At 59.8% G+C, this 24474-nt stretch carries 23 protein-coding genes; 14 read left to right on the forward strand and 9 right to left on the reverse strand.

What is annotated here, in order from left to right; genetic code table 11:
• Window positions 1-87: 87 nt before the first annotated feature.
• The gene (locus tag AC1MDT_RS18545; protein WP_480418422.1) at window positions 88-2451 is read right to left on the reverse strand and encodes a 7TM diverse intracellular signaling domain-containing protein; all 2364 of its coding nucleotides are present in this window, start codon (window positions 2449-2451) and stop codon (window positions 88-90) included.
• Window positions 2452-2879: 428 nt separating this feature from the next.
• Here AC1MDT_RS18545 and AC1MDT_RS18550 point away from each other — a divergent pair, with 428 nt between their 5' ends.
• The 4 genes from AC1MDT_RS18550 (at window position 2880) to AC1MDT_RS18565 (ending at window position 6407) form a co-directional block, all read left to right on the forward strand.
• Window positions 2880-3677: a hydroxymethylpyrimidine/phosphomethylpyrimidine kinase gene (locus tag AC1MDT_RS18550; protein WP_414910633.1), complete on the forward strand. Its 798-nt coding sequence runs from the start codon at window positions 2880-2882 to the stop codon at window positions 3675-3677.
• Between the two features lie 32 nt (window positions 3678-3709).
• Window positions 3710-4333: a thiamine phosphate synthase gene (gene thiE / locus AC1MDT_RS18555; RefSeq protein WP_414910632.1), complete on the forward strand. Its 624-nt coding sequence runs from the start codon at window positions 3710-3712 to the stop codon at window positions 4331-4333.
• A 17-nt stretch (window positions 4334-4350) separates the two neighbouring features.
• Window positions 4351-5634 carry a glutamate-1-semialdehyde 2,1-aminomutase gene (gene hemL / locus AC1MDT_RS18560; protein ID WP_414910631.1) on the forward strand — a complete coding sequence of 428 codons (1284 nt, stop codon included), beginning with the start codon at window positions 4351-4353 and terminating at the stop codon, window positions 5632-5634.
• A gap of 224 nt (window positions 5635-5858) precedes the next feature.
• Window positions 5859-6407 carry a tetratricopeptide repeat protein gene (locus AC1MDT_RS18565; protein ID WP_480418423.1) on the forward strand — a complete coding sequence of 183 codons (549 nt, stop codon included), beginning with the start codon at window positions 5859-5861 and terminating at the stop codon, window positions 6405-6407.
• Window positions 6408-6542: 135 nt separating this feature from the next.
• On the opposite strand, the gene AC1MDT_RS18570 is transcribed toward AC1MDT_RS18565, so the two are convergent.
• Window positions 6543-6872, reverse strand: a complete 330-nt coding sequence (locus AC1MDT_RS18570; protein WP_007894425.1) for a DUF1820 family protein — start codon at window positions 6870-6872, stop codon at window positions 6543-6545.
• A gap of 134 nt (window positions 6873-7006) precedes the next feature.
• On the opposite strand from AC1MDT_RS18570, the gene miaB reads away from it, so the two are divergent.
• The 5 genes from miaB to lnt all read left to right on the forward strand — a co-directional run bounded on the left by miaB (window position 7007) and on the right by lnt (window position 12410).
• Entirely contained in the window at window positions 7007-8335 is a 1329-nt protein-coding gene (gene miaB / locus AC1MDT_RS18575) for a tRNA (N6-isopentenyl adenosine(37)-C2)-methylthiotransferase MiaB (protein ID WP_480418424.1), read from the forward strand.
• Window positions 8336-8541: 206 nt separating this feature from the next.
• Window positions 8542-9546: a PhoH family protein gene (locus tag AC1MDT_RS18580; RefSeq protein ID WP_480418425.1), complete on the forward strand. Its 1005-nt coding sequence runs from the start codon at window positions 8542-8544 to the stop codon at window positions 9544-9546.
• Window positions 9539-10033, forward strand: coding sequence for an rRNA maturation RNase YbeY (gene ybeY, locus AC1MDT_RS18585; RefSeq protein WP_480418426.1), 495 nt, complete (start codon window positions 9539-9541; stop codon window positions 10031-10033). The genes AC1MDT_RS18580 and ybeY overlap by 8 nt, the downstream gene beginning before the upstream one ends.
• A 5-nt stretch (window positions 10034-10038) precedes the next feature.
• A complete protein-coding gene (locus AC1MDT_RS18590; protein ID WP_046028710.1) occupies window positions 10039-10878 on the forward strand; it encodes an HlyC/CorC family transporter in 840 nt (279 codons plus the stop codon).
• An 8-nt stretch (window positions 10879-10886) separates the two neighbouring features.
• Complete coding sequence (gene lnt, locus AC1MDT_RS18595) at window positions 10887-12410, forward strand: apolipoprotein N-acyltransferase (protein WP_480418427.1); 1524 nt, start codon at window positions 10887-10889, stop codon at window positions 12408-12410.
• A 131-nt stretch (window positions 12411-12541) separates the two neighbouring features.
• On the opposite strand, the gene AC1MDT_RS18600 is transcribed toward lnt, so the two are convergent.
• Both AC1MDT_RS18600 and AC1MDT_RS18605 read right to left on the reverse strand, forming a co-directional pair.
• Window positions 12542-13303 carry a YdcF family protein gene (locus AC1MDT_RS18600; RefSeq protein WP_480418428.1) on the reverse strand — a complete coding sequence of 254 codons (762 nt, stop codon included), beginning with the start codon at window positions 13301-13303 and terminating at the stop codon, window positions 12542-12544.
• A 112-nt stretch (window positions 13304-13415) separates the two neighbouring features.
• Window positions 13416-13736: a hypothetical protein gene (locus AC1MDT_RS18605; RefSeq protein WP_480418429.1), complete on the reverse strand. Its 321-nt coding sequence runs from the start codon at window positions 13734-13736 to the stop codon at window positions 13416-13418.
• Between the two features lie 279 nt (window positions 13737-14015).
• Between AC1MDT_RS18605 and leuS the strand changes: the two genes are divergently transcribed.
• From leuS to AC1MDT_RS18630, 5 genes are all read left to right on the forward strand, one after another.
• Entirely contained in the window at window positions 14016-16622 is a 2607-nt protein-coding gene (gene leuS / locus AC1MDT_RS18610) for a leucine--tRNA ligase (protein WP_480418430.1), read from the forward strand.
• A gap of 90 nt (window positions 16623-16712) precedes the next feature.
• Window positions 16713-17315: an LPS-assembly lipoprotein LptE gene (locus tag AC1MDT_RS18615; RefSeq protein WP_480418431.1), complete on the forward strand. Its 603-nt coding sequence runs from the start codon at window positions 16713-16715 to the stop codon at window positions 17313-17315.
• 37 nt (window positions 17316-17352) lie between these two features.
• Window positions 17353-18390, forward strand: a complete 1038-nt coding sequence (holA, locus tag AC1MDT_RS18620) for a DNA polymerase III subunit delta (RefSeq protein WP_480418432.1) — start codon at window positions 17353-17355, stop codon at window positions 18388-18390.
• A 117-nt stretch (window positions 18391-18507) separates the two neighbouring features.
• Window positions 18508-18672 carry an alternative ribosome rescue factor ArfA gene (gene arfA, locus AC1MDT_RS18625; protein WP_480418433.1) on the forward strand — a complete coding sequence of 55 codons (165 nt, stop codon included), beginning with the start codon at window positions 18508-18510 and terminating at the stop codon, window positions 18670-18672.
• Window positions 18673-18735: 63 nt separating this feature from the next.
• Complete coding sequence (locus AC1MDT_RS18630; RefSeq protein WP_480418434.1) at window positions 18736-20058, forward strand: lytic murein transglycosylase; 1323 nt, start codon at window positions 18736-18738, stop codon at window positions 20056-20058.
• Window positions 20059-20161: 103 nt separating this feature from the next.
• Here AC1MDT_RS18630 and AC1MDT_RS18635 read toward each other — a convergent pair whose 3' ends face one another.
• The 5 genes from AC1MDT_RS18635 to AC1MDT_RS18655 form a co-directional block, all read right to left on the reverse strand.
• Window positions 20162-21112: a S66 peptidase family protein gene (locus tag AC1MDT_RS18635; protein WP_480418435.1), complete on the reverse strand. Its 951-nt coding sequence runs from the start codon at window positions 21110-21112 to the stop codon at window positions 20162-20164.
• Between the two features lie 174 nt (window positions 21113-21286).
• Window positions 21287-22309: a lipoyl synthase gene (gene lipA, locus AC1MDT_RS18640; RefSeq protein WP_410017333.1), complete on the reverse strand. Its 1023-nt coding sequence runs from the start codon at window positions 22307-22309 to the stop codon at window positions 21287-21289.
• 1 nt (window position 22310) lies between these two features.
• Window positions 22311-22958 carry a lipoyl(octanoyl) transferase LipB gene (gene lipB, locus AC1MDT_RS18645; protein ID WP_480418436.1) on the reverse strand — a complete coding sequence of 216 codons (648 nt, stop codon included), beginning with the start codon at window positions 22956-22958 and terminating at the stop codon, window positions 22311-22313.
• Entirely contained in the window at window positions 22958-23233 is a 276-nt protein-coding gene (locus AC1MDT_RS18650) for a DUF493 domain-containing protein (RefSeq protein WP_201116125.1), read from the reverse strand. The genes lipB and AC1MDT_RS18650 overlap by 1 nt, the downstream gene beginning before the upstream one ends.
• An 80-nt stretch (window positions 23234-23313) precedes the next feature.
• Window positions 23314-24471 (reverse strand): D-alanyl-D-alanine carboxypeptidase family protein, encoded by a 1158-nt coding sequence (locus tag AC1MDT_RS18655; protein WP_480418437.1) that lies wholly within the window; start codon window positions 24469-24471, stop codon window positions 23314-23316.
• Between the last annotated feature and the right edge of the window lie 3 nt (window positions 24472-24474).

Genomic DNA, 24474 nt, shown 5'->3' on the forward strand with positions numbered 1-24474 from the left:
TCCTTTGGTCAGCCAAGGGGGTTCAGTTAAGCACCGCCCATTGGCCGATCAAAGCGTCATATCCGCCTAACTGCCGGCGCTTTCGCCCTACTGCGGGCAGAGCACTCGACGATAAAGCGCTGCCTGCAAGTCCTCGAATTTCACTGGCTTGCCCAGATAGTCAATCAATGCGCCGGTCGGGCAACGTTCACGATCGACACTTAGCGCCACCATGAACACCGGCAATTCGGCGCAGCCCGGCAAGGCGCGGATCTGGCAGCACAGAGTCTCGCCATCAACGGCTGGCAACTGGCAATCAAGCAGCACCGCGTCAAAGGCGTCACGCTGCAAATAATCCAGCGCAGCAACACTGCTGTCAGCGGTGCGCACCCGGAACCCAAGCTTGAGCAACATGCCGCGCATCACCAATTGGTTGATGCTGTTGTCGTCCACCAGCAGCACGGTGCAATCCTGCGGCAGTCGCAAGCGCGGAAAATCCCGAGGCATGAGCGGTGTTTGCACACGTTCTATCACCGGTAGCGCGAACTCGACATCCAGCTGGAAGCGGCTGCCCCGCCCAGGCTCGGAGCGATGAGTCAGGCGCCCGCCAAGCAATTCGACCAGTTGCCGACAAATCGCCAGGCCGACGCCCAGGCCGCCATATTCACGGGTCATAGAGCCGTCGAGTTGGAAGAAGCGTTGATACATCGTCGCCTCCCCCAGATCAGTGAAGCCGATGCCGGTGTCGATCACCGCAAATGACAGCGCCAGACGATTGTTTTCCAGAGGCTTGCCCGTCACGCGCAACGCCAGACCGCCGACCTTGGTGAACTTGATCGCGTTGTCCAGCAGAGATTCCAGGCATTGCGCCAACTTGGCGCTGTCGCCCTGCAAGCGATCCGGCAGCCCCTGTGTCACCTCGACTTTGAAGTCCAGGGACTTGCCTGAAGCATTGCCCTGGAACTGCAGGCGCAACGCTTCAACCACACCACGCAAACTGAACGCGGTCGCCGAGGCCTTGAGCTTGCCGGCCTGCAGTTCGGTCAGGGTGAGAATGCCATTGACCATGCGCATCATGTCCCGCGCCGAACCCGCTGCGGTTTGCTGGTACTGCTCCAGTTCGGGGTCCATCTCGACGGTCTGCATCAGTTCCAGCGAACCGATCACCCCGTTCATGGGCGTGCGCAGTTCGTGGGTCAGCGTGGCGAGGAATTCGTCCTTGAGTTTGTTACTGCGAGCCAGTTGCTGGTTGAGCGCTTCGAGCTTTTGACCGGCATCGAACAGGATCTGCGCTTGCTGCTCGCGCATGGCGTTGATGCGGTCGGCCAGCGCGAGGGACAGCAGCGCGACTTCGATCGCTGAACCAATCTGGCTGGCATACATGGTCAGGAACACGTTCGGCAGGTAACCCAACACCATCAGAGTATTGATAATGCCGCCGAGCAAAAACGCCGACCAGGCAATGATGAAATAGCGCGCCACTCGCAAGCCGCGCAACCAGGCGAAAATCCCTGCGGTAAAAATCACCACGGTGAACATCAGCGCCAACGCCGTTGCCAATCGCAAGGCCAGCGCGTAACTGGTCATCAATGACAACCCGACCACCACCGCTCCGAACGCAATCAGCGCCAGCAACAAGCGGTCGAGCCAGCGACTGTAGGTGGCCGTCTGCAAGAAGCGGCGGGCGAACTGGCTGCCGAACAGCCCTGCGCAACCGATGAAAAACGGCGTCGCCGCGTTGGCCCACCACGGGTTGTCCGGCCAGAAATACTGCACCGCCGCGCCATTCACCGACAGCTGGTACAAGCCGAACGAGGCGATATAGAAAATGTAATAGAGGTAGCTGGTGTCACGCACGCTGAGGTAGATGAACAGGTTGTAGACCAGCATTCCCAGCAACACGCCATAGATCAGCCCGAGCACATACAGTCGCACCGGCTGTTCTTCGAGGTAAGCGGTACTCGACCACAACGTGACCGGCGCCTGGACCGAGCCTTCGCTTTGAAGACGCAGGTACAGGGTTTGCGTCTGATCAGGCGTGAAGTTCAGATTGAACAGGTAGTTGTTCTGGCGGATCTCGCGACTGTCGAATGGCAACGCATCGCCGGTCTGTCGAACCAACTGATAGCGACCGGCAGCATCGGCCAGGTACAGATCAAGGTGATCGAGGGGCGGATAGGCCAGTTCCAGCAGCCAGGTACGTCGCGCAGCAGGGTCGGTCGGGCGGTAAAGCAAATCGATTTTCAGCCAGAACGCCGAGCGCGAGTAACCCGCGTTGAGGGTGTCTTTATGGTGGGGCTTGAAGTTTCCAGCCGCCGCTTGTGCGCGGACATCCTCGATGGTCGCCTGACCACCCGCGTCCTCGAACACCTGCAGGGTTCGCCCCAAGGGAAGGCTTTGAGTGAATTCATCAAATTCGACAGCGCTCGCCATGAGGGGCAAACACAACAGCAACATCAGCAAATAGCGCATTGAAGCCCCAGCGTGGCCTGTCCGGTTCTGTCAGGAAGCCCCCCCATTCCTTTTGAGTAGACGTAAACCGGTATCACCTGTTATTGGTTTGGATCCACTCTAGCATAGCCGTTGATGGCTATTGAACACCATTGAAATTTTTCCTACAAAGGCTCTAGAACGGGCGTTCCAGCGCCACGAATTGAGCTAGAGCTGTTGACCCGGTCTGCGTCTGACAAAGTCCCATTCCTTGTAGCAGCTGGCGCAGCCTGCGTTCGGCTGCGTAGCAGTCGTAAAATCAGGCACTGCGGTGTTTCAGGTTAATTGTGGATGCCGGGATTACGACTGCTTCGCAGTCGAACGCAGGCTGCGCCAGCTGCTACAAGGTCCGTGTTGTGACGCGCTGAGGGGCACCCGAAAAAAGATGTTTGGTGGTAAGCTCGCGCACCATGAATATCTACAGCTCTCGCCCCGTTGTCCTCTGTCTCTCCGGCCACGACCCAAGTGGTGGCGCCGGCCTGCAGGCAGATATCGAAGCCCTGCTCGCTCAGGGTTGCCATGCGGCTCCGGCCGTCACCGCCCTGACCGTGCAAGACACGGTCAATGTCACTGACTTCCGCGTCCTCGACCGTGAGTGGGTGTTGGCCCAAGCCAACGCCGTGCTCAACGATTGTGAAGTCGCTGCGGTCAAACTGGGCATGCTCGGTTCGCTGGAAATGGTCGACACTGTCGTCGAACTGCTCCAGGCGCACCCGCATTTGCCAATGGTCTGCGACCCGGTGCTGCGCGCCGGAGGCGGCGGACGACTGGGCAAGGATGAAGTCGGCTACGCCATGCGCGAACGCCTGCTGCCCCTGGCCATCATTGCTACCCCCAACCTCCCCGAAGCACGCATCCTCGCCGAACTGCCCGAAGGCACCGCAGACGAATGCGCTGAAAAACTCCTGCCGTTCGTCAAACACCTGCTGATCACGGGTGGCCACGGTGATGAACACGAAATTCACAATCGCCTGTACAGCCGCGACGGTCTGCGCCAAACCTACACCTGTCAGCGCCTGCCCGGCAGTTATCACGGTTCGGGTTGTACGCTGGCCAGCGCCCTCGCCGGTCGTCTGGCCCAGGGTGAAAACCTCGTCAGCGCCGTGCAGACCGCGCTTAACTACACGTGGCGCACCCTGCGCGATGCGGAGCAGCTGGGCAAAGGTCAGTTCGTGCCACGCCGTCTGCCGCTGGATTTCTGTTCGTAACTTTCTATTAGCGATGCGGTGAGGCTTGTCCGATGAAACTACGTGGCCTGTACGCCATTACCGACAGCCAGCTACTGGCCGGTAAATTCCTTTCGTATGTGGAGGCGGCGCTGGAAGGCGGCGTTACCTTGCTGCAGTACCGCGACAAAAGCAGTGATGAGGCCCGCCGCCTGCGTGAGGCCGAAACCCTGCGCAACCTGTGCGAACGCTACAAGACCCAGCTGATCATCAACGACGATGCCGAACTGGCCGCACGCCTGAACGTTGGCGTGCACTTGGGTCAGACCGACGGCCCGCTGACCCCGGCCCGGTCGTTGCTCGGTCGCCAGGCGATCATCGGCTCTACCTGCCACGCGCAACTCGAGCTCGCCGAGCAAGCCGCCAAAGAAGGCGCCAGTTACGTCGCATTCGGCCGTTTCTTCAATTCCAACACCAAACCCGGCGCACCGACCTGCAGCCTCGAACTGCTCGACCAGGCCCGCAGCAAACTGCACCTGCCGATCTGCGCAATCGGTGGCATCACCCTGGACAACGCCGCCCCGCTGGTGGCCCATGGGGTCGATTTGCTAGCGGTGGTCCATGGCCTGTTTGGCGCCGACAGCACGGCCGAGGTTACACGCCGGGCCCGTGCCTTTAACGAATTATTCAAATCCTGATTTTTGAGAGCCCGATCATGTCTCGTTCTGAAACCCTGTTTGCCAACGCCCAGAAACACATCCCCGGTGGCGTGAACTCACCTGTTCGCGCATTCAAGAGCGTCGGTGGCACCCCGCTGTTCTTCAAACACGCCGAAGGCGCCTACGTCACCGACGAAGACAACAAGCGTTATGTGGATTACGTCGGCTCCTGGGGCCCGATGATTCTCGGCCACAGCCATCCGGACGTGCTGGACGCCGTGCGCAAGCAGCTTGAGCATGGATTGTCCTATGGCGCTCCCACCGAGATGGAAACCCAGATGGCTGATCTGGTCTGCTCGATCGTGCCGTCGATGGAAATGGTGCGCATGGTCAGCTCCGGCACCGAAGCGACCATGAGCGCCATTCGCCTGGCCCGTGGCTTCACCGGTCGCGACAGCATCATCAAGTTTGAAGGGTGCTACCACGGCCACTCCGACAGCTTGCTGGTCAAGGCCGGTTCCGGCGCCCTGACCCAAGGCGTGCCTAGCTCGGCCGGTGTGCCGGCAGCATTTGCCAAACACACCTTGACCCTGCCGTTCAACGACATCGACGCCGTTGAAACGATGCTCGCCGAAGTCGGCCAGGACGTGGCCTGCATCATCGTCGAGCCTGTAGCCGGCAACATGAATTGCGTACCGCCGGCACCCGGCTTCCTCGAAGGCTTGCGGACCCTGTGCGACAAGCATGGCGTGGTGCTGATTTTCGACGAAGTCATGACCGGTTTCCGTGTCGCCCTCGGCGGTGCACAAGCGCACTACGGCGTGACGCCGGACCTGACCACCTTCGGCAAGATCATCGGTGGCGGCATGCCGGTCGGCTGCTTCGGCGGCAAACGCGAAATCATGTCGCACATCGCCCCCTTGGGTCCGGTTTACCAGGCGGGCACTTTGTCGGGTAACCCGTTGGCGATGGCAGCCGGCTTGACCACCTTGCGCCTGATCAGCCGTCCAGGTTTCCATGCCGAGCTGAGCGACTACACCAGCCGCCTGCTCGACGGCCTGCAACAGCGCGCCGATGCCGCAGGCATTCCGTTCGTGACCACGCAGGCCGGCGGCATGTTTGGCCTGTACTTCAGCGGCGCCGACGACATCGTGACCTTCGATGACGTGATGGCCAGCGACGCCGCCCTGTTCGGGCGCTTCTTCCACCTGATGCTCGAGGGCGGCGTGTATTTGGCGCCGAGCGCATTCGAAGCCGGCTTCACCTCGATCGCTCACGGCGAAGCCGAGTTGAAACTGACACTGGATGCCGCCGAGCGAGCATTCGCTGCATTGAAATAACGCTGTACCGCTGACGTTGGCTATCGCCAGCGTCAGCTTTTACCTACATTCCTGCCCTTATTCCTACGCTTCTGCTCATAATCCCCCGCAAAGTGGGCGATATATTTCCCGTGCAGCAGAAAAACGAGTAAAGACTTTGTAAGGTTGGCCCTGCTTATTTCATAATGCGCGCTTATTGGATCCCTCGATGGGTCCGCGCGCCCTTCAGAGGTAAGTCGATTCCCATGAACCGCACCGGCCGCGCCCTTGCAATGGGCTGCCTGTTGCTCCTTCAGCCCCTGCTCGCACAGGCAGGCGGCAACTCGTTGTTAATCCCAGCGATGGGTCGTTGCACCCTCAATACCCAGGGGCAAGATCTGGCACAGGCACTCGCTGTCTGTCAGAAAGCGTCGGATGCAGGGGATGCGCAGGCGCAATACGAGTTGGGTGAGTTCTACTACAACGGTAAAAATACGCCGCGCGACCTCAAACAAGCCCTGAGCTACTTCGAAAAGGCCTCGCTGCAGGGCCATGCCCAGGCACAGTTCAAACTTGGCACCATGTTTTTCCATGGCGAAGGTGTACCGGCCAATAACATTCAGGCCTACATCGTGCTGAAAATGGCGGCGGTCAATGGCGCTGAAGATGCGCTGGACACGGCTGACGAAGTGGCGGAAAAGATGCCGCGCGAAGAACTGGAAGTCGCAACCCAAGTGCTCGGGCAAATTTTCCGTAAATACCTGATGGAATTGCAAAGCGCCGATGGGCGTACGCCTTTCTCGCCACTGCCCTGATTTCTGCTTTGCTCTCACTGCCCCTATCGCGAGCAGGCTCGCTCCCACAATGGATCGTCTGCGAACACACTATCTGTGTGCGCCAGAGTTCAACTGTGGGAGCGAGCCTGCTCGCGATGGGGGCGGTATTAAGGCTTACTTCTCAGGCATCGGCATCGGAAATGGCATGACATTGCCAACCGCGCCGCGGGCTTCGCTGATTTTCGGCGTGCCCAGACGCTCGACTTCGTCGATGCGCACGATCGAATGCATCGGCACAAAACTGCGCACAACGCCTTCAAACTGAGCCTTGAGTTTCTCTTCGCTCGGATCGACGACCACTTGCGTGCGCTCGCCAAAGACGAACTCTTCCACTTCCAGAAAACCCCACAGATCACTTTGATAGATCTGCTTGGCGTACATTTCGTACACCTGGCCCTGGTTGAGGAAAATCACCTTGTAGATTGGAGCTTCACGTTTGGTCATGGTGGGCGAGCAACACGTCGAGGATAAAAATGAGGGCGCGAACTATAGCATAGCCACCGGACGCGCAGCGGTAGGAACCTTGGGACATGTTCCCTATAATGCGCGGTTCTTTGAATCACGTGATGACTCTTTCCATGGCCAAGAAGCTTTACATCGAAACCCACGGTTGTCAGATGAACGAGTACGACAGCTCGCGCATGGTCGATCTGCTGGGTGAACACCAGGCTCTGGAAGTCACCGCTCGCGCTGAAGACGCGGACGTGATCCTGCTTAACACCTGCTCCATCCGTGAACGTGCGCAGGACCGGGTGTATTCCCAGCTCGGTCGCTGGCGCGAACTGAAACTCGCCAACCCGGACATGGTGATTGCCGTCGGTGGTTGCGTGGCCAGTCAGGAAGGCGCAGCCATCCGTGATCGTGCCCCGTATGTCGACGTGGTATTCGGCCCCCAAACCCTGCACCGCCTACCGGAAATGATCGACGCCGCACGCGCCACCAAGCTGCCGCAAGTGGACGTCTCGTTCCCGGAAATCGAAAAGTTCGACCATTTGCCCGAACCGCGCATCGACGGCCCGAGCGCTTACGTGTCGGTCATGGAAGGCTGCAGCAAGTACTGCACCTTCTGTGTGGTGCCCTACACCCGCGGTGAAGAAGTCAGCCGCCCGTTCGATGACGTGATTGCCGAGATCATCCATTTGGCCGAAAACGGCGTACGTGAAGTGACCTTGCTGGGTCAGAACGTCAATGGATATCGCGGCGCTACCCACGACGGTCGTCTGGCGGACCTCGCCGAGCTGATTCGCGTGGTGGCCGCCGTCGATGGCATCGACCGGATTCGCTACACCACTTCGCACCCGCTGGAGTTCTCCGACAGCCTGATTCAGGCTCACGCCGAGGTGCCGGAACTGGTCAAACATCTGCACCTGCCGGTGCAATCGGGTTCAGACCGGATTCTGTCGGCGATGAAGCGTAATCACACCGCCCTGGAATACAAATCCAAACTGCGCAAACTGCGCGCCGCCGTGCCGGGAATTTGTATCAGCTCCGACTTCATCGTCGGCTTCCCGGGCGAGACCGAGAAAGATTTCGAACAGACCATGAAGCTGATCGAAGACGTCGGTTTCGACTTCTCCTACTCGTTCGTCTACAGCCAGCGCCCCGGCACACCGGCCGCCGACCTGGTCGACGAGACGCCGGAAGAGCTGAAAAAAGAACGTCTGAATGCGCTGCAACATCGCCTTAACCAGCAAGGCTTCGAAATTAGCCGACAAATGGTCGGTTCGATCCAGCGGATCCTGGTCACTGATTATTCGAAAAAAGACCCTGGCGAGCTGCAAGGCCGGACCGAAAATAACCGAATCGTCAACTTCCGCTGCGACAATCCAACCTTGATCGGCCAGTTTGCCGATGTGCACATTGACGCCGCACAGCCGCACTCATTGCGGGGCTCGCTGATCCAGTAGCACCGCAAAACCCTGTAGGAGCGAGCTTGCTCGCGATGGCGTCAGGTCAGACGACTCATAGGTTGAATGTCAGACCGTCATCGCGAGCAAGCTCGCTCCTACAGGGATCGGTGTTTGGCCTTGCGATATTTAAGAGCTTTCGCACCCGCGTCACTGGCGCTATCCTTGATTTCATCTTAATTGCCCCAGGGCGGCTAAATACGACCTTGAACGCACCCATCGAACCACATCGTTTCATTCTCGAGCCCTTTGAGGCTCGGCGCTTTGCCAATCTGTGCGGGCAATTCGACGAGCATTTGCGCTTGATCGAACAGCGCCTGACCATCGAGATCCGCAACCGCGGAAACCAGTTCGAACTGATCGGCGAGCCTAAACACACCACCTCCGCGGAAAACCTCCTGCGCCGCCTGTACCGGGAAACCAAAGGTACCGAGCTGTCGCCAGACATGGTTCACCTGTTCCTGCAGGAATCGGCCGTCGAAGAGCTGGACAACGTGTCCCCCTCCGAACCTTCCGTGGCCCTGCGCACGAAAAAAGGCATGATTCGCCCTCGCGGCTTGAATCAACTGCGCTACGTGAAGGAAATCCTCGGTAACGACATCAACTTCGGCATCGGCCCGGCCGGTACAGGCAAGACGTACCTGGCCGTTGCCTGCGCGGTGGATGCGCTGGAACGCGAGCAGATTCGTCGCATCCTGCTGGTGCGTCCGGCGGTTGAAGCGGGCGAAAAGCTCGGATTCCTGCCCGGCGACCTGTCGCAGAAGATTGACCCGTACCTGCGTCCGCTTTACGACGCCCTCTACGAGATGCTCGGCTTCGAATACGTCGCCAAGCTGATCGAGCGCCAGGTCATCGAAGTCGCACCACTGGCGTACATGCGTGGACGAACGCTGAACAACAGTTTCATCATCCTCGACGAAAGCCAGAACACCACGGTCGAGCAAATGAAGATGTTCCTGACCCGGATCGGCTTCGGCTCCACCGCTGTCATCACCGGTGACATCACTCAGGTCGACCTGCCGAAAGGCACCAAGTCCGGCCTTCACCATGTGATCGAGGTGTTGAAAGACGTGCCGGGCATCAGCTTTACCCATTTCATGCCCAAGGACGTTGTGCGCCATCCGCTGGTGCAGCGCATCGTCGAAGCCTACGAGCGCTTCGAAAATCGCGTGGTAGACGAAAAGCCAAAGGATAGCCGCCGCGATGCTTGAGCTTGATCTGCAACTTGCTACCGAAGCGCCAGCCCCAAGCGAAGCCGAGTTCCGCCAATGGTGCGAGCTGGCCCTGCGCCAACGCACCGCCGACTCTGAAATGACCATTCGCCTGGTCGATGAAGAGGAAGGTCGCGCGCTGAACTACACCTGGCGGCAAAAGGATTACGCCACTAACGTCTTATCGTTCCCTGCCGATGTGCCTGACGAGTTTCTCGACATCCCGTTGCTCGGCGATCTGGTGATCTGCGTGGCGGTGGTCGAGCGCGAAGCCGCCGAGCAAGGCAAGGAGCTAAAAGCCCATTGGGCGCACCTGGTGATTCACGGCTGTTTGCATCTGCTCGGTTACGACCACATAGATGACGACGAAGCCGAAGAGATGGAAGCGCTGGAACGAACGTTGCTTGCAGAGCTGGGCTATCCCGACCCGTATGCGGATGACGAAACAGAAACATCCCCTATCGTTACAACAAAGGATTCAGAGTAATCGCTATGAGCGAAGATCGATCGAGCAACGGGCAAAAGTCTTGGCTGGGTAAACTCACCCAGGCTTTTGCCCACGAGCCGAAGAACCGCCAGGAGCTGCTGGAGCTGCTGCGCGATGCACACCAAAACAAGTTGCTGGACAGCGAAGCGCTGGCCATCGTCGAAGGCGCTATTCAGGTTGCGGACCTGCAGGTACGGGACATCATGGTCCCGCGCTCGCAGATGGTCAGCATCAAGGCGACCCAGACACCCCGCGAGTTTCTGCCTGCCGTGGTCGATTCGGCCCACTCCCGCTACCCGGTCATCGGCGAGAGCCACGACGACGTGATGGGCGTGCTGCTGGCGAAGGACTTGCTGCCGTTGATCCTCAGGGAGAACGGCGACAGCTTCAACATCAAGGACCTGCTGCGCCCGGCCACCTTCGTGCCCGAGTCCAAGCGCCTGAATGTGTTGTTGCGCGAATTCCGCGCCAACCACAACCACATGGCCATCGTCATTGACGAGTACGGCGGCGTGGCGGGGCTGGTGACCATCGAAGACGTGCTGGAACAAATCGTCGGCGACATCGAAGACGAGCACGACGTCGAAGAAGACAGCTACATCAAGCCCCTGCCCAGCGGTGACTTCCTGATCAAGGCCCTGACGCCGATCGAGAACTTCAACGAGTTCTTCGACAGCGAATTCTCTGATGACGAATTCGACACCGTGGGCGGCTTGGTGATGAGCGCGTTCGGGCACTTGCCAAAACGCAACGAAATCACTGAAATCGGCCCTTATCGCTTCCGCATCCTGAACGCCGACAGCCGTCGAATTCATTTGCTGCGCCTGACACCCATTGCACGCTAAGGATTGACATGCACCGTCTGACCCGCCCCGGCTGGCCCGGTAACCTGCTGGCCGTGGCGGCCGGTGGTCTCACCACCCTGGCCCTCGCGCCGTTCGATATCTGGCCGCTGGCATTGCTGGCGGTCGGATTCTTCTATGCCGGCTTGCGCGAGCTGAGCCCGCGTCAGGCCTTGGGCCGTGGATGGTGTTTCGGTTTCGGCCTGTTTGGCGCTGGCACCAGTTGGATCTACTACAGCATTCACAACTTTGGTGGCGCGTCGATGCTGCTGGCCGGGTTGCTGATGCTGGCCTTCACCGCCGCGATTGCCTGGTTCTTCGCCCTGCCCGCCTGGATCTGGGCGCGATGGTTGCGCCGAAACGAAGCGCCGCTGGCCGATGCCTTGGCGTTTGCCGCATTGTGGGTCGGCCAGGAAGCGTTTCGCGGTTGGTTTCTCACTGGCTTCCCATGGCTTTACTCCGGTTACAGCCAGCTCAATGGCCCACTGGCCGGACTCGCGCCGATCGGCGGCATGTGGCTGGTGTCCTTCACGCTGGCCCTGACCGCTGCGCTGATCTACAACGCTTCGCGCCTGATCAAGGCCGGCCGCAAAGGCTTTATCGCGGCTGGCGTATTGCTGCTGATCGGTCCTTGGGTGGCCGGCATGGCGCTCAAAGGCCACGCCTGGACCAGTCCGGCGGGCGCGCCGCTGTCCGTCGCGGCAATCCAGGGCAACATCGAACAAAGCATGAAGTGGGACCCGGCGCAGCTCAACGCACAACTGGCGCTGTACCGCGACATGAGTTTCAGCTCCAAGCGCGTCGACCTGCTGATCTGGCCGGAAACCGCGGTCCCGGTGCTCAAGGAGTCCGCCGAGGGCTACCTGAACATGATGGGAAACTTCGCCGCAGAGCGTAACTCCGCGCTGATTACCGGCGTACCGATCCGTCAGGAAGTCCGTCACGAAAAGCGTTTCTTCAACGGCATCACCGTTGTGGGCGAAGGCGACGGAACGTACCTCAAGCAGAAGCTGGTGCCATTTGGCGAATACGTTCCGCTGCAGGAAGTGTTGCGCGGTGTGATTGCCTTCTTTGACCTGCCCATGTCGGACTTTGCCCGCGGCCCTGCCGATCAACCATTGCTGCAGGCCAAGGGTTATCAGATTGCGCCGTTCATCTGCTACGAAGTGGTGTATCCCGAGTTCGCCGCCAGCCTCGCCGCCCGTAGCGATTTACTGCTGACCATCAGCAACGACACCTGGTTCGGCACGTCCATCGGCCCGCTGCAACACTTGCAGATGGCGCAAATGCGCGCGCTTGAGGCCGGTCGCTGGATGATCCGCGCCACTAATAACGGCGTAACCGGCTTGATCAACCCGTACGGCCAGATCACCGCGCAGATCCCGCAGTTCGAACGCGGCATTTTGTATGGCGAAGTGGTGCCGATGCATAACCTCACGCCGTATCTTGAATGGCGTTCGTGGCCGCTGATCATCGTGTGTGTGCTGCTGTTTGGCTGGGCATTGATTGCGAGCCGGATGGCGAAGACCGTCTGATACGCGAACTTTGTAGGAGCGAGCTTGCTCGCGATGAGCCTGAGGACGGCGCTTGTTTCCGGAAAACACGCGTCATCGTTCACGTCCATCGCGAGCAAGCTCGCTCCTACAGGGAATGCGTAAATTTTGGGTTATCGGTAGAACAGCGAATACCCAATCTGCCCCACCGCCTCATTCAACAACTGCCCGCTCTGCCAGATCGATTTGAACTCCGGCATCCAGCCGCCCAGCGGCCGGGCGTTGTCCACCCCCAAGAATCCCACCGGCGCCGGCACCACCTCAAATCCGGCCTTCTGGAAACTCCAGACCGCTCGCGGCATATGCCAGGCCTGAGTCACCACCACAACGCGCTTGATCCCTTCCGGCAACAACACCTGGGCGCTGAACTGCGCGTTCTCCCAGGTTGTGCGACTGCGCCCTTCTTGCCAACGCACGGTCACGCCAAAATCATCGTGCATCGAATCAGCCATCATTTTGGCTTCAGTCGGCGGAGTGCCGTAATGCAAGCCGCCGCTGGTCAGGATCGGCAGCCCCGACGCCTTGGCCAATCGAGCGGCGTAACGCTCACGCTCCAGACCCACACCGGTCGGCTGGTCGGCGCCCCAGGCCAGGTCGCCACGCTCGCGTCCCGAGCCCAGCACCACGATTGCGTCCGCATGCTGACCCAGCGTTGCCCATTCGTCGCGCGTCAGCGGCGGTTCACGCTCAAGTGCCCCGGCGCCCCACTGCACCACCACCGGCAAGCTCATTAGCCAAAAGCCGCCCACCCCCAGCGCAAAACACACACCGGCAAGGCGCGGCCTTGAGCGACGCAACCACCAGGCAAGCACCAACAGCAGCAAAAGAATGCCGGGCGGCAGTAGAAGTTGTTTAACGACATAACGAAAAGGCATCGAGCATCTCCAGAGATGCTCGAAGCCTAAGTGGGTTGACGCAATGCGACAAGAAATGAGCAAGGACTATGCTTTAAATAAACATCAGTCATGGCTACAGCTTCTAGTGCCCTTACTTGAATTGCAGAGACCGGACCTTTACCGCGTCTCGGCTGGGAGTCTTGTCCTTGAGCCAGATGATCTTGGCCGAACGTGGTGCGTCGAGTTGCTTCACTGCTTCTGACAAGCATCCGTGTGTTTCACGTTCACTGCGATCCAGATACGCCTTGACCAGAGCAAACTCAGCGGGGCTCAAACCACGCAGCTCCAGTTCAAGAGGACGTTCGTCACGCAGCCGGCCAGCGGTTTTAGCCACGTCCAGGGCCATACCCAGCCGATCGATCAGTCTTTCGTACATCTCCGGTTTTGTAACTTTTTCCCGTGACTCAACCATCCCTCACCTCATTGAAGATAAGACATACTCCCCATTTAGAGCTTAGCTTCGCTGAACAAACCGGCTGGACGCCGCGACCAACGGCCCTCTCAGCGGTTTTCGGGGGATGCGCGGCAGTAATCAGGGTTTCCCTCGATAGAGTGCGGTCATGTATGCTACGGCGCTTCCTGTAACTCCACTTCCAGCTTGTCTGGGCAGCGAAACGCCGATTCGGCGTGATCATCGCCCAGCGTTGCATCGAAGAGGATTAGGCCACCCCTATTCAGTTCAAAAGTAGCCATGCACGAACAATATCAGCCCCGTGAAATCGAAGCCGCCGCCCAGTCGTTCTGGGACGAGCAAAAGTCCTTTGAAGTCAGTGAACAGCCAGGCAAGGAGACGTTCTACTGCCTGTCGATGTTCCCTTACCCCAGCGGCAAGCTACACATGGGGCACGTGCGTAACTACACCATCGGCGACGTGATCTCCCGCTATCAGCGCATGCAAGGCAAGAACGTCCTGCAACCCATGGGCTGGGACGCCTTCGGCATGCCGGCGGAAAACGCCGCGATGAAAAACAACGTAGCGCCCGCCAAATGGACCTACGAAAACATCGCCTACATGAAAACCCAGCTGCGCAGCCTGGGCCTGGCGGTGGACTGGTCCCGCGAAGTGACCACCTGCAAGCCTGATTACTACCGCTGGGAACAATGGCTGTTCACTCGCCTGTTCGAAAAAGGCGTGATTTACAAGAAAAGCGGCACCGTGAACTGGGACCCGGTCGACCAGACCGTCCTGGCCAACGAGCAAGTGATCGACGGCCGCGGCTGGCGTTCGGGCGCGCTGATCGAAAAGCGCGAAATCCCGATGTACTACTTCAAGATCACCGCTTACGCGGATGAGCTGCTGTCGAGCCTCGACGACCTGACGGGCTGGCCTGAACAGGTCAAGACCATGCAGCGCAACTGGATCGGCAAGTCCCGCGGGATGGAAGTGCAGTTCCCGTACAACGTCGATTCCATCGGAGAAACCGGTGCCCTGAAAGTCTTCACCACCCGTCCGGACACCCTGATGGGCGCGACCTACGTCGCCGTGGCCGCCGAACACCACCTGGCCACCCTGGCCGCGCAGAACAACCCTGAGCTGCAAGCGTTCATCGCTGAATGCAAGGGCGGCAGCGTCGCTGAAGCCGACGTCGCCACCCAAGAGAAAAAAGGCCTGCCAACCTCGCTGTTCGTCGAGCACCCATTGACCGGTGAGAAGCTCCCGGTGTGGGTCGCCAATTACGTGCTGATGCACTACGGCGACGGCGCGGTCATGGCGGTTCCGGCGCACGACGAACGTGATTTCGAGTTCGCCACCAAGTACAACCTGCCCATCAAGTCGGTGGTACGCACCAGTTCTGGTGACACTAACCCGGCGCCTTGGCAGGATGCTTACGGCGAGCACGGCACGCTGATCAATTCCGGCGAGTTCGACGGCCTGGACTTCGAAGGCGCCTTTGACGCCGTGGAAGTCGCGCTGATCAAGAAAAACCTGGGCGCCTCGCGCACCCAGTTCCGCCTGCGCGACTGGGGCATCAGCCGTCAGCGCTACTGGGGCTGCCCGATCCCGATCGTCCACTGCGACACCTGCGGTGATGTGCCGGTCCCGGAAGATCAACTGCCTGTCGTACTGCCCGAAGACGTCGTACCGGATGGCGCCGGTTCGCCGCTGGCGCGCATGCCCGAGTTCTACGAGTGCAGCTGCCCGAAATGCGGCCAGCCTGCCAAGCGTGAAACCGACACCATGGACACCTTCGTCGAGTCCTCGTGGTACTACGCCCGTTACGCCTCGCCGCACTATGAAGGCGGCCTGGTGGAAAAATCGGCGGCCGACCATTGGTTGCCGGTGGATCAGTACATCGGCGGTATCGAACACGCCATTCTTCACCTGCTGTACGCGCGCTTCTTCCACAAGCTGATGCGCGACGAAGGCCTGGTGAGCTCCAACGAGCCGTTCAAGAACCTGCTGACCCAAGGCATGGTGATCGCCGAGACTTACTATCGTCGCGAAGCCAACGGTGCCTACACCTGGTTCAACCCGGCGGACGTCGAACTCGAACGCGACAGCAAGGCCAAGGTCATTAGCGCCAAGCTGATCGCAGACGGCTTGCCGGTGGAAATCGGCGGCACCGAGAAGATGGCCAAGTCCAAGAACAACGGCGTCGACCCACAGTCGATGATTGACCAGTTCGGTGCAGACACCTGCCGCCTGTTCATGATGTTTGCTTCGCCACCTGACATGAGCGCGGAATGGTCCGACTCTGGCGTCGAGGGCTCGCATCGCTTCCTCAAGCGCGTCTGGCGCCTGGCTCAAGCCCACGTCACTCAGGGCCTGCCGGGCAAACTGGACATCGCCAGCCTCAGCGACGAGCAGAAAGTCATTCGCCGTTCGATCCACCAGGCCATCAAGCAGGCCAGCCACGACGTCGGCCAGAACCACAAATTCAACACCGCCATCGCCCAGGTGATGACGCTGATGAACGTGCTGGAAAAAGCCCCGCAAGGCACCGAACAGGACCGCGCCCTGATTCACGAAGGTCTGGAAACCGTGACCCTGTTGCTGGCACCGATCACCCCGCACATCAGTCACGAACTGTGGAATCAACTGGGTTACGCCGACCCGGTGATCGACGCAGGCTGGCCGGTGCTGGACGACAGCGCGCTGGTACAGGACAGCGTGCAGCTTGTCATTCAAGTGAATGGCAAGCTGCGCGGGCACATCGAAATGCCGGCCAGCGCCAGCCGCGAAGAAGTCGAGGCCGCTGCACGCGCCAACGAAAACGTGCTGCGCTTTGTCGACGGCCTGACTATTCGTAAAGTGATCGTAGTGCCCGGGAAACTGGTCAATATCGTCGCCAGCTAAATTGGATCAGGCGCCAGGTCCATGCCTGGCGCCGAGTAAAACCTTTCGGGCCGCATGATCGGCCCACCTGGTTTCAAGGGGAGCAACAAGATGATCAAACGCAATTTGCTGGTGATGGGTCTCGCCGTTCTGCTGAGCGCCTGCGGGTTCCAGCTGCGCGGCACCGGCACCACCGAGCTGGCGATCAAGGAGCTCGACCTCAGCGCCCGCAACGCCTACGGCGAAACCGTGACGCAATTGCGCCAGGTGCTGGAAAGCAGCGGCGTCAAGGTTTACACCGGTGCCCCCTACAAACTGGTGCTGACCGATGAGCAGGAAAGCCAGCGTATCCTCAGCTATGTGGGCGCCGGTACTGGCGAGTATCAGATAACCACGGTGCTGAACTACGACATCCGTGGTGCCCACGACCTGTCACTGCTGAGCGACAAGATTGAAGTGCAGAAAATCTTTCTCCATGACACCAGCAACCTGGCCGGTACCGATCAGGAAGCCGCCACTGCGCGCAAAGAAACCCGTCGTGAACTGGTTCAACGCATGATGCTGCGCCTGCAACAGATCTCGCTGACCCAGCTGGATCAACTGCAACAGACTGCCGAAGCCAGGGCCAAGGCAGAAGCCGCGGCGATGGAAGCAGCGAAAAAGGCTGAAGCGAACACTCCGCGTCAGTCGCCAGTCCAACTGCAGCAGCAGTAAGGCGTACGGGGCGCTCAGGCGCCCCGTTCCCCCTCTTATGAAACTCGCTCCCGCCCAACTCGCCAAACACCTGCAAGGTGCCCTTGCGCCGGTCTACATCATCAGTGGCGATGACCCCTTGCTGTGTCAGGAAGCCGCTGACGCCATTCGTGCCGCCGCCCGCCTACAGGGCTTCGACGAACGCCAGGTATTTGCCGCCGATGCCAGTTTCGACTGGGGTACGTTGCTACAAGCGGGTGCGAGCATGTCGTTGTTCGCCGAAAAGCGTCTGCTGGAACTGCGTTTGCCTTCTGGCAAACCCGGTGACAAAGGCGCCGCCGCGTTTATCGAGTATTGCTCGCGACCGGCCGAAGACACTGTGTTGCTGATCAGCCTGCCGAAACTTGATGGCAGTGCGCAAAAAACCAAGTGGGGCAAGGCACTGGTCGAAGGTCAGCAGACTCAGTTCGTGCAGATCTGGCCGGTAGACGCCAACCAGTTGCCGAGCTGGATCCGTCAACGGCTGTCTCAGGCTGGGCTTTCTGCCAGCCAGGACGCCGTCGAACTGATCGCCGCGCGGGTTGAAGGCAACCTGCTGGCCGCCGCCCAGGAAATCGAAAAACTCAAGCTGATGGCCGAAGGCGGTCAGATCACCGTCGAAACGGTGCAGGCTGCAGTGGCTGATAGTGCACGCTTCGATGTTTTCGGACTGACCGATGCCATTCTAAACGGCGAAGCGGCGCATGCCCTGCGCATGCTCGAAGGGCTGCGGGGGGAAGGTGTCGAACCGCCGGTGATCCTGTGGGCCCTGGCCCGGGAACTGCGCCTGCTGGCCAACCTGTCACTGCAATACAGCCAGGGTGTGCCGCTGGACAAAGCCTTCAGCCAGGCCCGCCCCCCGATCTGGGATAAACGCAAACCGCTGATGAGCAAAGCCCTGCAACGCTACTCGGCGCAACGCTGGGCGCAGTTGTTACTGGAAGCTCAGCGCATCGATGCGCAGATCAAGGGCCAGGCCGCGGGCTCGCCGTGGATGAGCCTGAGCCGGTTGTCGTTGTTGATGGCCGGCCAGCGCCTGACATTACCTGCTGAATAACCACCATCCAATTACAGGGCAATCGGAGAAAGGTCCTACGCAATGTAGGGACTAGACAGAACCCCGACTTCGGCAGATTATTTGCCCCGCAAAACCCACTCACTTACGAGAATCTTCATGAGCAAAAAGCCATCCAAAAATGGCCCCAACAAGGCCAAATCCATCATCGCCCAGCCACTGTTCCGCAGCCGTCAGGAACGGCCCGGCAAGGGCAAAGGCAGCTACCGCCGCGAAGCCTTCCAGTCTAATAGCTGGGAGGCTTCTTACTTTCTGGCAGCCTGAAAAGGCAGGCGTTCGCTCAACATGTTAAGGTCTGCATCTGATTCGTTTTCCCTGGACCCGTGCATGCCCCTTTGTCTTTCCCGTCGTTGGCACCTACGCCAACTGATCGCTGCCTCCAGCCTTATTTTGCTTGTCGCCTGCGCGGAAAAACCGACCGCCGCCGATGCCCAGCCGCTTCAGACCGTCCCCGTCGCGACAGCCCCTGCGGTCGTTCCGCCCGTGGTGCCGACCGATGAAAACCTCGACATCCAGCCGACCCAGTCCTTCGCTGAATGGCAGGCAGGGTTTCGTAAGGACGCACTGGCCGCCGGCATTCGCGCTGACGTGTTCGACCGCGCATTTGCCAACGTCAGCTTCGACCCCAGCGTGATTAGTGCCGACCGCAGCCAACCGGAATTCGCCCGTCCGGTGTGGGAATACCTCGACGGCGCCCTGTCGCCGCTGCGGATACGCAAAGGTCAGGCGCTGATCAGTCAGTACGCCGACATCCTGCAAAGGATCGAGCAGCGTTATGGCGTCGATCGCCAGGCATTGGTTGCGGTATGGGGCATGGAGAGTAACTTCGGTCAATTCCAGGGCAACAAGTCGGTGATCAACTCCCTGGCGACACTCGCCTACGAAGGCCGTCGTCCCGCATTTGCTCACGCGCAATTGATCGCCGCCCTGCAGATCCTGCAACAGGGCGACATTGAGCCGGAAAAAATGCTCGGTTCCTGGGCCGGTGCCATGGGCCAGACCCAGTTCATTCCGACCACCTACAACACCCACGCCGTGGATTTCGATGGCGACGGTCGCCGCGACATCTGGGGCAGCCCCGCCGATGCCCTGGCCTCGACCGCGCATTACCTGCAAAGCTCTGGCTGGCAGAAGGGTCAGCCGTGGGGCTTTGAAGTTCAGTTGCCGGGCAGTTTCAATTACATGCTGGCCGACGGCACGATTCGCAAGAGCGTCGCCGAATGGCAGCAACTGGGCGTCACGCTGCCCAAAGGCGCTCAGGTTCCGGCAGGGGCCGAATCCCTGTCAGCCGCCCTGCTGCTGCCAGCCGGTTATCGTGGCCCGGCCTTTCTGGTTCTCGACAATTTCCGCGCGATCCTCAAGTACAACAATTCGTCGTCCTATGCACTGGCCGTGAGCCTGTTGTCCGAGCGCTTCAGTGGTGCAGGCTTGATCAGCGGCACATGGCCCAAAGATGATTTGCCGTTGAGCCGTACCGAGCGGATCGAACTGCAGAGCTTGCTGAGTGCCCGGAACTACGACGCGGGCGATCCCGACGGGATCATCGGCGCCAATACCCGCAAGGCAATCCGCAGCGCCCAGCAGTCGTTTGGCTGGCCGGCGGATGGGTATCCGACGCACAAGTTGCTGGACAGCTTGCGTAACCGCTAAAAGCATCGCGAGCAGGCTCGCTCCCACATTTGATCCAGGTCGAACACAAATCAACTGTGGGAGCGAGCCCGCTCGCGAAGACTTACTTTCAGGCGACGAATTTCTAACGCTTGATTACCACATCCTGCTCCAGCACCAACTCTTTGTTCCCCGCATCCAGCCTGACCAACGCCCCCATCGGCAACGTCAGGTTCGGATCGCAATGACCGCTGCGCCATCCGGCCAATACCGGAATGTGCAACGATTCGAAGGTTTGCTTGAGCAGTCGTTCCAACGCCGCCGTTTCAACCCCCGCCACATCCCCCACCAGAACCCCACGCAGCTTGCCCAACGTCCCTGCCAGGCGCAGATGCGTCAGCAACCGGTCGATCCGATAGAGCGGCTCGTTGATGTCCTCGATAAACAGAATGACGCCTTCGGCATCAATTTCGTAAGGCGTGCCCACGGTCGTGGCAATCATTGACAGATTGCCCCCCAGCAAGCGCCCGTGAGCGATGCCAGGCTCAATGGTGGTCAACGGGTAGGCCACCGGGTGCGTCAGCACGCTGCCCGCCGTCAGTTGCCCTCGCAGCATGTTGAAAAACGAAGACTCGGTTGGCTTTTGCTTGTCACCCAGTAGGTCTGCGTTCAGTAGCGGTCCATGAAAGGTCACGAAACCCGCATAACGGCTGATCGCCAGATGCAGCGCAGTGATGTCGCTGTAGCCGATGAACGGCTTGGCGTTGCGGCGCAGCAACTCGAAATCAATACGGTCAAGCAACCGTGGCGTACCGTAACCGCCGCGCAGACAAATAATCGCGTCGACCTCGTTGTCGGCGAACGCTGCGTGCAGGTCATTGAGCCGCACATCGTCACTACCGGCCAGGTAGCCCTCCTGCTTATACACACCCGGGAAAATCCGCAGCGAATAGCCGCGAGCGCGCATCCAGGCGATGGCTTTATCGGTGTGCAGAGAGGCGGGACCGGCAGGCGCAATGACGCCGATCAGCCCTTCCAGCGGCAAGGCCGGAACAGGCGCGTGTGGAAAAAGACTGTGGGTCGGTCGAACGGTCATCCATGAATCTCCCTGCGTGAAAGCGTCAAGCACACAGTAGTCAGGAACGGGGATAAACAGAAGAGGGTCAGTCGCTCCGCAGGTTGCTGGAAAAGACTGTCATTGCCACAAACAAGGCAAAAAAAGCCCGCAAGGCCCAAAGGCCTTGCGGGTCCCTTTTTTAATAGCAGCAGATCAGGACGACATCAGCTCGGCTTTAACCAGCTTCGCCTGCTCGTCGGCGTGGTACGAGGAACGTACCAGCGGGCCGGAAGCGACGTTCTTGAAGCCCATTTTGTAACCTTCCTCGGCGAACCAGGCGAAGGTGTCCGGGTGCACGAAGCGCTGGACCGGCAAGTGGCTGCGGGACGGTTGCAGGTACTGGCCCAGGGTCAGCATGTCGATGTCGTGTTCGCGCATGCGCTTCATCACTTCGATGACTTCTTCGTCGGTCTCGCCCAGACCCAGCATCAGGCCGGATTTGGTCGGAATGTGCGGCATCATCTGCTTGAAGCGCTGCAGCAGGGTCAGCGACCACTGGTAGTCCGAACCCGGACGCGCAGCCTTGTACAGGCGCGGCACGGTTTCCAGGTTGTGGTTGAACACATCTGGCGGCTCGGCGGCGGTGATTTCCAGCGCGACGTCCATGCGGCCACGGTAATCCGGCACGAGGGTTTCAAGCTGCACGTTCGGCGACAGCTTGCGGATCTCGCGGATGCAGTCAGCAAAATGCTGGGCACCGCCGTCACGCAGGTCGTCGCGGTCAACCGAGGTGATCACTACATATTTCAGTTTCAGGTCGGCGATGGCGATGGCCAGGCTTTCAGGCTCGTTGACGTCCAATGGCTTCGGACGACCGTGGCCCACGTCGCAGAACGGGCAACGACGGGTGCAGATATCGCCCATGATCATGAAGGTCGCGGTGCCACCGGAGAAGCACTCGCCCAGGTTCGGGCAGGACGCTTCTTCGCACACGCTGTGCAGCTTGTGTTTGCGCAGCAGGGCCTTGATGCGGTCGACTTCCGGGGAAACCGGGATGCGTACGCGAATCCAGTCAGGCTTCTTCGGCAGTTCGGTGGTCGGGATGATCTTCACCGGGATGCGTGCAACCTTCTCGGCGCCGCGCAGCTTGACGCCGGCTTCAACCTTGGCACGGGGGGCCGGACGCTCGGTGACATCCTGCGTCGGGATCATGGTTTGCACTGCATCAGTAGTCATATCAGTCGATTCCGCCCGTTAGGGTCGTCTGCTCAGCATAGTCGAGGTGTTTGACGAGCTGCGCGCGCAGCCGGGCACTTACCTCGGCAAATTCAATCGATCCTGCATGATCGCGCAGCTGGGTCATCGCCAGCCCCGCATAGCCGCAGGGATTAATCCGTCGAAACGGTTCCAGGTCCATATCCACATTCAAGGCAAGGCCATGAAAGGAGCAACCGTGGCGGATCCGTAGACCCAGAGAAGCAATTTTCGCCCCGTCGACGTAGACACCCGGAGCGTCTGGCTTAGCTGCGGCAGTAACGCCATAGCTGGCCAGCAACTCGATCAGGCAAAGCTCCATGCGGGTGACCAGGTCACGCACGCCGAAACCCAGTTTGCGCACATCCAGCAATAGGTAAGCCACCAATTGGCCTGGACCGTGGTAAGTCACCTGACCACCGCGATCGACCTGCACCACCGGAATATCGCCCGGCAGCAGCAAATGTTCAGCCTTGCCGGCCTGCCCCTGGGTGAACACCGGCGGGTGTTCCACCAGCCATATCTCGTCCGCGGCATCCGTGCCGCGTTCGTTGGTAAAGCGCTGCATGGCATGCCAGACCGGCTCGTAAGCCATCTGGCCGAGCTCGCGAAAGCCCAGCGTGCCGGACATCACAGCACCATGTGCACGAAACCGGTAGCCCGCAGTTCGCTGTTGATGTCGTACAGCTGTTCTTGGCCGGTGGCGATGATGTGCAACTGGATAGTGGTGTACTTGCCGTTGGTACTCTGGCGTTCGGCCAGGGTGTTGTGGTCAACGGTTGCGTGCTTCTCAAGGATTGCAATGATCTTGTCCTTGAAACCCACGCCGGTATCGCCGATCACCTTGATAGGGTAATCCGCGCAGGGGAATTCGATTTTTGGCGCCTTTACTTCGGTATCTGTCATGGCGTAACGGCCTCGTAAGCCGTGGCAACGAACACGACCCCGCTCCGAAATGGAACGAGGCCATGCAAGTCCACACTAATTCAGTTGAACAAGCCGTAGAAGAATAGACGGATGCTATCCCACATGCGGCGGAAGATACCACCCTCCTCGACAGCGTCCAGGGCGATCAGGTCAGCGCTGTGCACCACCTTGTCGTCCAGTTTCACTTCGACTTTACCGATCACGTCGCCCTTGGCGATTGGCGCAACCAGTTGCGGGTTCATGGTCATGCTGGCGGCAAGCTTTTTCAGCTGGCCTTTTGGCAGGGTCATGGTCAGGTCTTCAGCCAGGCCGGCCTTGACTTGATTGGTGGTGCCTTTCCAGACAGGGGCCTGAGCCAGCTCGGCACCTTTCTGATAGAAGGTCTGGGTTTCGAAGAAACGGAAACCGTAGGTCAGCAGCTTCTGGGTTTCGGAGGCGCGAGCCACTTCGCTGTTGGTGCCGAACACCACGGCGATCAGGCGCATGCCATCACGGACGGCCGAAGACACCATGCAGTAGCCGGCTTCCTCGGTGTGGCCGGTTTTCAGACCATCAACGGTCTTGTCGCGCCACAGCAGCAGGTTACGGTTAGGTTGCTTGATGCCGTTCCAGAAGAACTCTTTCTGCGAGTAAATCGCGTAGTGAGCCGGGTCTTCTTGAATGATCGCGCGAGCCAGCACCGCCATGTCGTGAGGCGACGAGTAGTGCTCCGGGTTCGGCAGACCGGTCGGGTTCATGAAGTGGCTGTTGGTCATGCCCAGGTCGGCCACGGTTTTGTTCATCAGGTCGGCAAAGGCGTCTTCGCTGCCGGCGATGTGCTCGGAGAGCGCAACACTGGCGTCGTTGCCCGACTGAATGATGATGCCGTGCAACAGGTCGCTGACAGTGACCTGCGAGCCAACCTTGATGAACATCCGCGAACCGCCGGTGCGCCAGGCGTTTTCGCTGACGGTGACCGGGTCGTTTTCGCCGATCTGGCCACGACGGATTTCCAGGGTCGCGATGTACGCGGTCATCAGCTTGGTCAGGCTGGCCGGAGGCAGACGCTGGTCACCGTTGTTTTCAACCAGCACGTTGCCGCTGCTGGCGTCCATGAGCACGTAGGCCTTGGCGGCCAGTTGCGGTGGCGACGGCATCATCTCGACCGCGAACGCGGCAGGTGAAAGGAGCAGTGGAACTAGCAGGAACAGGCGTTTGGCAAAGGTGGTGATGTTCATCCG

It is taken from the genome of Pseudomonas sp. ASL7 (assembly GCF_056680375.1).